The organism is Peribacillus sp. NPDC055009 (genome assembly GCF_053608705.1).
In genome coordinates, this window is sequence record NZ_JBSGVZ010000020.1 from 89628 (window position 1) to 96627 (window position 7000).

Annotated in this window: 7 protein-coding genes; all 7 read left to right on the forward strand. The window is 41.2% G+C overall.

From position 1 onward, the window contains the following. The first annotated feature begins 60 nt into the window (after positions 1-60). The 7 genes from ACWF5P_RS22880 (at position 61) to ACWF5P_RS22910 (ending at position 6699) form a co-directional block, all read left to right on the forward strand. Entirely contained in the window at positions 61-261 is a 201-nt protein-coding gene (locus ACWF5P_RS22880; protein WP_095393819.1) for a DUF3311 domain-containing protein, read from the forward strand. After that, on the forward strand, positions 258-1742 hold the full coding sequence (locus ACWF5P_RS22885; protein WP_452445332.1) for a sodium:solute symporter family protein: 1485 nt from the start codon (positions 258-260) through the stop codon (positions 1740-1742). Before ACWF5P_RS22880 ends, ACWF5P_RS22885 begins: the two co-directional genes overlap by 4 nt. A 58-nt stretch (positions 1743-1800) precedes the next feature. Further along, positions 1801-2667: a nitrilase-related carbon-nitrogen hydrolase gene (locus tag ACWF5P_RS22890; protein ID WP_452445333.1), complete on the forward strand. Its 867-nt coding sequence runs from the start codon at positions 1801-1803 to the stop codon at positions 2665-2667. A gap of 259 nt (positions 2668-2926) precedes the next feature. Next, positions 2927-3244 (forward strand): DUF3870 domain-containing protein, encoded by a 318-nt coding sequence (locus tag ACWF5P_RS22895; protein ID WP_452445334.1) that lies wholly within the window; start codon positions 2927-2929, stop codon positions 3242-3244. 169 nt (positions 3245-3413) lie between these two features. Then, on the forward strand, positions 3414-4574 hold the full coding sequence (locus tag ACWF5P_RS22900; RefSeq protein WP_452445335.1) for a DUF819 family protein: 1161 nt from the start codon (positions 3414-3416) through the stop codon (positions 4572-4574). Between the two features lie 15 nt (positions 4575-4589). Beyond that, the gene (locus tag ACWF5P_RS22905; RefSeq protein WP_101222097.1) at positions 4590-5672 is read left to right on the forward strand and encodes a dipeptide epimerase; all 1083 of its coding nucleotides are present in this window, start codon (positions 4590-4592) and stop codon (positions 5670-5672) included. 25 nt (positions 5673-5697) lie between these two features. Continuing rightward, positions 5698-6699 (forward strand): C40 family peptidase, encoded by a 1002-nt coding sequence (locus tag ACWF5P_RS22910; protein WP_452445336.1) that lies wholly within the window; start codon positions 5698-5700, stop codon positions 6697-6699. Positions 6700-7000 lie beyond the last annotated feature (301 nt).

Genomic DNA, 7000 nt, shown 5'->3' on the forward strand with positions numbered 1-7000 from the left:
AGTCAGCTTGACTGATGGTGATGCATCCGTGTAAGGAACCTAAATGGGGGAGGGTATAATTTGGATGCTATTAAGCTATTGCTTTTTGTTCCGTTTATAGGGTTTTTAGGTTTATTGCCCTACGCAAATAAAATAGAACCGTACATATTGGGGATGCCTTTTTTGTTATTTTGGGTTGCATTTTGGATGGTGATGGCATCGATTATCTTAATGATTGTCTATAAGTTCGATCCTGATAATAAAGGGAGTGATTCTGAATGAATATCTCATTACTCATCATTTCCATCTTCTTGGTTCTAGCACTTTATTTAGGGATAAAAGCAAGAAAAGGAAAGGATATGGACATGGAGCAATTTGCCGTAGGAGGTAGGGGCTTCGGTACATTCTTCATTTTTCTGCTGATAGCAGGTGAAATTTATACAACTTTTACATTCCTGGGCGGAAGTGGGTGGGCTTACTCGAAAGGTGCCGCTGCTTATTATGTTCCCGCCTATATATTCTTAGCCTACGTCCTATCATATTGGCTCGTTCCTAAAATATGGAGATATTCAAAACGTCATTCCATTATCTCTCAGCCAGAGTATTTTGCGGCTAAATATAAAAGCAGGTCAATGGGAATGATCGTTGCTGTGTTGGGAAGCTTAGCCCTTGTGCCGTACATAGTCATACAGCTCAAAGGATTAGGTATCATTGTTTCCGAAGCGTCTTACGGAGCAATTTCACCAGTTGCTGCAAGTGTCATCGGTGCTGTAGTTGTAACTACCTATGTGATGATCTCAGGCATTCATGGTTCAGCATGGACAGCCATACTGAAAGATTTCATGATTTTGGTGGTCGTTATCTTTTTAGGGATTTACATTCCATTTCATTATTTCGGAGGTATACAGCCAATGTTCGAGACCGTGCAGGCTGCTAAACCGGAAATGTTGGTTTTGGCAGATCAGGGATTGAGTCAGTCCTGGTTTGTGTCCACCGTTTTGCTAAATGCACTAGGATTTTATTTGCTGCCACAAACATTCATGGTCGTTTTATCGTCTAATGGGGAAAGGACCCTTCGCAAAAATGCGATTGCTTTACCGTTATACACATTGTTATTGCTTTTCGTTTTTTTCATTGGGTTTACAGCCATCATGGAAATCCCGGGTTTGCAAGGAGCTGATGGGGATCTCTCACTTTTAAGGCTGGCGATCCAAACATTCGATCCATGGGTGATTGGGGTTATCGGAGCTGCAGGTTTATTGACGGCGCTTGTGCCGGCTTCAGTCATGCTAATGGCTGCATCGGTAGGTCTGACAAATAGCTTTTATAAAGTTCTGGTTCCCGCTGCAACTGAAACACATCAATTGATTGTCTCAAGAATCATTATTATTGGTATCTCAATCATTGCTTTAATTGTAACGGTAACGGGCGGCGAGGCTTTGGCCATCTTGAATATCATGTCATACAGTTTAATTACCCAACTGGCACCTTCCTTGTTTTGCAGCTTGCCAAAAACAAATATTATCAATAAGTATGGTGCAATGGCAGGAATACTGGCAGGCGTCCTGATTGTTTTATATGCGACAATTGCAGATGTGAAGGTTGCTACATTCCTGCCGGATACCCCACATGTAATTAATGATATCAGTACAGGCGTCATAGCTTTATTGATTAATATACTAGTAACATTCATTGTAAGTGCACTGACTAAACGTATCTCTATGCAACAGACCGAAATGAATGATCTGGATAAGATATCCTGATTTCTTTTAAACAAGACTAATCGAAGTACGGATAAAAGCATGATTTGGGAGGGCTTTTGTGAAAATTAAAATAACGGCTTGTCAATTTCGTGTAGAAAAGGTGTCAGCCTTCAATGAATTTCAGGAACAAGTAGAAGAGTTGATTACCCAAGTTCCCGAAAACTCGGATTATATCATTTTTCCTGAACTGTTAACCATAGGGTTATCAGCGGCCTTTGGAAAACAGGATGCTTCGTCCCTTACCAGGATTGATGAATATACCAATCAATATAAAGATCTTTTCAGGTCACTCTCAAGAAAAAGAAAACAGGTCATCATTGCCGGCACGCATCTGGAACGACGTGAAAATGAATATTTCAATATTGCATACATTTTTGATAAAGACGGATCAGTCGTTGAGCATAAAAAAACTCATATCTTTCCCGCTGAAGCGAATTGGCATACTTCTGAAGGTGATGATTTGGAAGTTTATTCCGTGGGTCCGGTTAAGATAGGGATAGCGGTATGTTATGAAGCGGAGATACCTGAAATTTCAAGGATTTTATCAGTGAATGGGGCCGACATCATTTTTTGCCCATCATACACATTTACAGAGGCTGGTTTTTGGCGAGTTCGCCATTGCGCTCATGCGCGTGCAATCGAGAATCAGGTATATTTTGTTCATTGCCCCACTGTTGGTGAACCAGGGGCACCCCTGCCGAACGGGTATGGCAGGGCCAGTATTCTTAGCCCCTGTGACAGCGCTTGGCCAGCAAATGGAATAGTAGCCGAGGCGGTAATGAATGAACATACGATCATAACCGGTACAGTCGATATGGACGAGCTTTATGAGAATAGAAAAAGTGGTGCAGCAACCACTTTCGAGGATCGTAATCGCCGAAAAGAGTTGTATGCGAAATATAAGCCGTATGAAGGGCTGAAATGATCTGTTGGATCCCGAACCATAGCCCGAATAATGATTGTGAAGGCCGAATTAATCCATGAACGGCCGAATAAAGTGCGGGGGAAGTCGAATCATGACCCTATTGTGCAGGAATCGGTAATTGACTTAATATACGAAATATATTGTCAAATGCTGGCTATATATATTAGAATATATGTAACCATTTCATATTGTAATAATATAGATAGTCACCCTATTTATACCTGTTATGATGTCTGTAATGGCAGGAGGCACAATAAGTATGTTTCAGGAGAATACAGTATATCTAGTCGGCGAATCGAAGGCGGCATCCAATAATCCAATTACACAGCAATTCAACTGCTTTTTTATCGGGTTAGTCATTGATCGAGAAACGCATGAAATAGTGGATGCGGAATGCTCGACCACGATATCGATTACATCACGCTTCATTCATTCCATGTTAGTTGGTAAATCCATTCTTAGGCCCGATGAATTGGAGAAAGAAATTGAGCAACGGTACTTTGGTTCATCTCAAAAAGCACTGACCGTCGCCCTAAGAAATGCCAGCATTAAATATCAGCAACTTTATAAGTTATAGCTGCTTCTTTTGTCAATCGCAATTGAAATCCAGCTGTTAAAGAGTGTGTAGGCGCTCTTTGGCAGCTGGATTTTTTTTATGTAGGGCCATGAAGACTTCATTGGCGGGTTTGAATAGATTTTATTATCATGAAATCCCCTAAATCCCTAAATATAAGGAGGTATGGAATATGATTCAAGATGGTGTGATGTTTGTCTGTTTTTTATTGGCATTTACTGCCGTGATTGCCGTAGCGGAAAAAAAGATTGGAGGAAAGTTCTTCAAGTATGTTCCTGGGATTGTCCTTATTTATATTGGAGCGGCTCTGATGAAAACATTTGGGGTCTTTTCAGATAGTGAGTCAGTCGAAAGTGCATATAGCACCATACGAGGACTCCTGCTGCCTGCCATGTTGATGCTGATGCTTTTGCAATGCGATATGCGGAAAATAATCAGACTTGGCCCAAAGATGCTGTTAACTTTTTTTGCAGCTTCATTCAGCATTATTGGAGGGTTCACACTTACTTACGTTTTAATGAATGGCTTTTATGCGGAAGGAACTTGGAAGGCATTCTCGGCTTTGAGCGCAAGCTGGACAGGGGGATCTGCTAATATGGTGATCTTGCAAGGCATACTCGATGTGCCTGAAAATATTTTTGGCTATGCTTTGATCATGGATACAGTCAATTATTCCATTTGGGTCATGTTCTTGTTTTGGCTGGTACCTCTTGCTGGAAAATTCAACATTTGGACTAAAGCGGATACATCTTTCATTGATCAAATGACTTCCGAGCTTGAAGCCGGTGAAACCGCCAAGGCGGAATTTGGATTCGTGGAATTGATCGGTTTCTTGGCGCTGGCATTAATTGTTTCAGCAGGGGCAACAAAAATTGGGGAGAGACTGCCGGTACTCGGTGCCGCTGTGAATGGAACCACTTGGACGATCATCATCGCTTCTACCGTAGGTTTAATTCTGGCTGTCACAAAGGTTGGACGTATTGCCGGCTCTATGGAAATTTCCAAAGTCATGCTTTATATAGTCATTGGTTTAATTGCTTCCCATGCCGATTTTTCACAGCTGTTTCAAGCACCTGTATATATTTTATCCGGATTTATGATTCTATTCTTTCATGGATTGATCATGGTCATTTTGGCCAAGATCTTTAAATTGGATCTATTTACAATGGGAGTCGCCTCATTGGCCAATATAGGGGGTGTGGCATCAGCTCCTATATTGGCAGGTTCTTTCAACCGGGCGCTAATACCGGTCGGGATATTGATGGCTGTATTGGGCAGTCTTCTGGGCACCTATTTTGGAATTCTTACATCATATATACTCTCAAGCTTTTAAGGAAGGGTTGTTAATATGAAGATTGAAAGATTACAAGTATCAGTGGAAACCTTGCCGCTTGTCAAGCCATTCAAGACTGCATTACGTACAGCAATGGAAATTGAAAATATCATGGTTTCCGTAAAGTTGGAGGATGGAACGGAAGGTTTGGGGGCTGCAGCCCCTACGGTTGCCATCACAGGTGACTCTACAAAAGGAATCATGACGGTCATTGAAGAAGTGATCACACCACATCTAATTGGGCACGACATCGAGAATATCAATGCATTGTCTCAGCTTATCCAACGATCCTGTGTAGGTAACACAAGTGCAAAAGCGGCTGTTGAAATCGCTATGTACGACGCAGTCAGCAAACGATGGCAACTCCCTTTATATCAATATCTTGGCGGTAAATCGAACGTCCTTAAAAATGATATGACAATCAGCGTTGGAGAACCCGAAGAAATGGCAAAGGCGGCATTGTCCCTCATTGATGGCGGGTTTTCTACGATGAAGATAAAACTGGGGAAAGATTGGGAAAGTGATGTGGAGCGGGTTGCCTGCATTCGTGCTGCTGTTGGCGACCAGGTTATGATCAGGATTGATGCAAATCAAGGGTGGACAACAAAACAAGCGATTTCCATTATTCATGAACTCGAGGAAAGAAAGCTGAATGTTGATTTAGTGGAACAACCCGTCAAAGCCCATGATATTGAAGGGTTGAAAGAAATAAAGAGGTCTGTCCAAGTGCCGATCATGGCCGATGAAAGTTTGTTTTCACCTCGTGACGCCATGAAACTCCTTAATGAACATGCTGTTGATCTCCTTAATATCAAATTAATGAAAACAGGCGGAATTAGACGTGCACTCCAAATTGCCGATATGGCAGAAGCAGCCGGGGTGGAATGCATGATCGGGAGTATGATGGAATCATCCGTGAGTGTAGCGGCCGCGGCTCATCTGGCAACCGCCCACCCAAATATAACGAAGATTGATTTAGATGCCCCATTATGGATTAAAAATGAGCCATATGTAGGCATTCAATTTATGAAAGATCAACTTCTAATTTCCGATAAACCTGGACTGGGAGTCAAGAGGAAATCCTCTTTTTCTCAATAAAAACAAATTCGAAAGGGTGATTATTTTGAAAAGGTTAACCGTTTTTGTGCTGTCTTTATTTGCTATTGGTATTTTAGTATTCAGTCCTAATGAAGCTAGTTCAAGAGAGAAGGAGAGAATTGCCTATGTTGATGTAAGCGTGGCCACTCTTTGGACTGAGCCGGGATTACTAAGGGAAATCGATGCTCCTTCTGCATCGAATCCCGTTGATATGAATGCATGGATCGGCTCGATGAAATATGAAGACAAGCTGTGGCTTGTTGGTAACCTGGAAACACAAGCATTATACGGTTCTAAAGTGACGATTTTAGAAGAACGGGGTGAATGGGTGAAAGTAGCCGTTGCCAATCAACCAACGCCCCGCAATGATATTGGTTATCCAGGATGGATGACAAAGGCACAATTAAAAGACGGAAATTCTTTTGAGAAGCAATTTAAACGAGGATATGCCCTTGTAAATGCCCCAAAGACTTGGCTTTATTCGGATTCGAAACTTCGGTCCAAATTCATGGAGGTCAGCTTCGATACCCGCCTCCCGTTATTGCAGGTGAAAAAAGATAAAGTGAAGGTGATGACACCGAGTAATGGAGCAAAATGGATAGAAAAGCAGGACGTATCAGTCTATCAAAATGACAAACAAATAGCTGCTCCAACCGGAAATGACATCGTTGAATCAGGAAAAGGATTTTTAGGGCTTCCTTACCTATGGGCTGGAATGTCCGGTTTTGGATTTGACTGTTCGGGATTTACCTATACAATGTACCATGCTAATGGAATAACGATCCCAAGGGACTCTTCCGTTCAGTCGCAACATGGCAAAAAGGTAGAACAAGAAAATCTTCAACCAGGTGACTTACTATTTTTTGCCTATGAAAAAGGGAAAGGAAGGGTCCATCATGTCGGTATGTATATTGGTGACGGCAAAATGATCCATTCGCCTAACAGCTCAACACATGTAAGGATAGATGAAATAAAAACATCGGGATACGGAGAGGAATATGCCGGAGCAAGAAGATATATCGATTGATGCTCAATGATATAAACTCCCCAAAAAATATTATTTGGAATGTTATGGAAATAGATTATTGTTTTGATAGTAAAAAATACGTGAAAATCCGAGGTGAATTCTGACAATAATCGAAAAATAAGAATTTTTATTGGTATAATAATTTTTGGGATTTTATTTGAAAAGAAGATTATTCTACCACTTTTATTTGTTTTCTAGCAGGTGGTTTAATTGGAGAATGTATGATGATAAAGATGGTTAAAAGAAAAGTTAACCATAAAAAACATCAGTAGGGGAAAATAATGATTGTCCCCCACTGATG

Bases quoted from the DNA above. Each gene is read 5' to 3' on its own strand.
- ACWF5P_RS22885 (WP_452445332.1), top strand. From the start codon at position 258: ATGAATATCTCATTACTCATCATTTCCATCTTCTTGGTTCTAGCACTT.
- ACWF5P_RS22895 (WP_452445334.1), top strand. From the start codon at position 2,927: ATGTTTCAGGAGAATACAGTATATCTAGTCGGCGAATCGAAGGCGGCA.
- ACWF5P_RS22900 (WP_452445335.1), top strand. From the start codon at position 3,414: ATGATTCAAGATGGTGTGATGTTTGTCTGTTTTTTATTGGCATTTACT.
- ACWF5P_RS22905 (WP_101222097.1), top strand. From the start codon at position 4,590: ATGAAGATTGAAAGATTACAAGTATCAGTGGAAACCTTGCCGCTTGTC.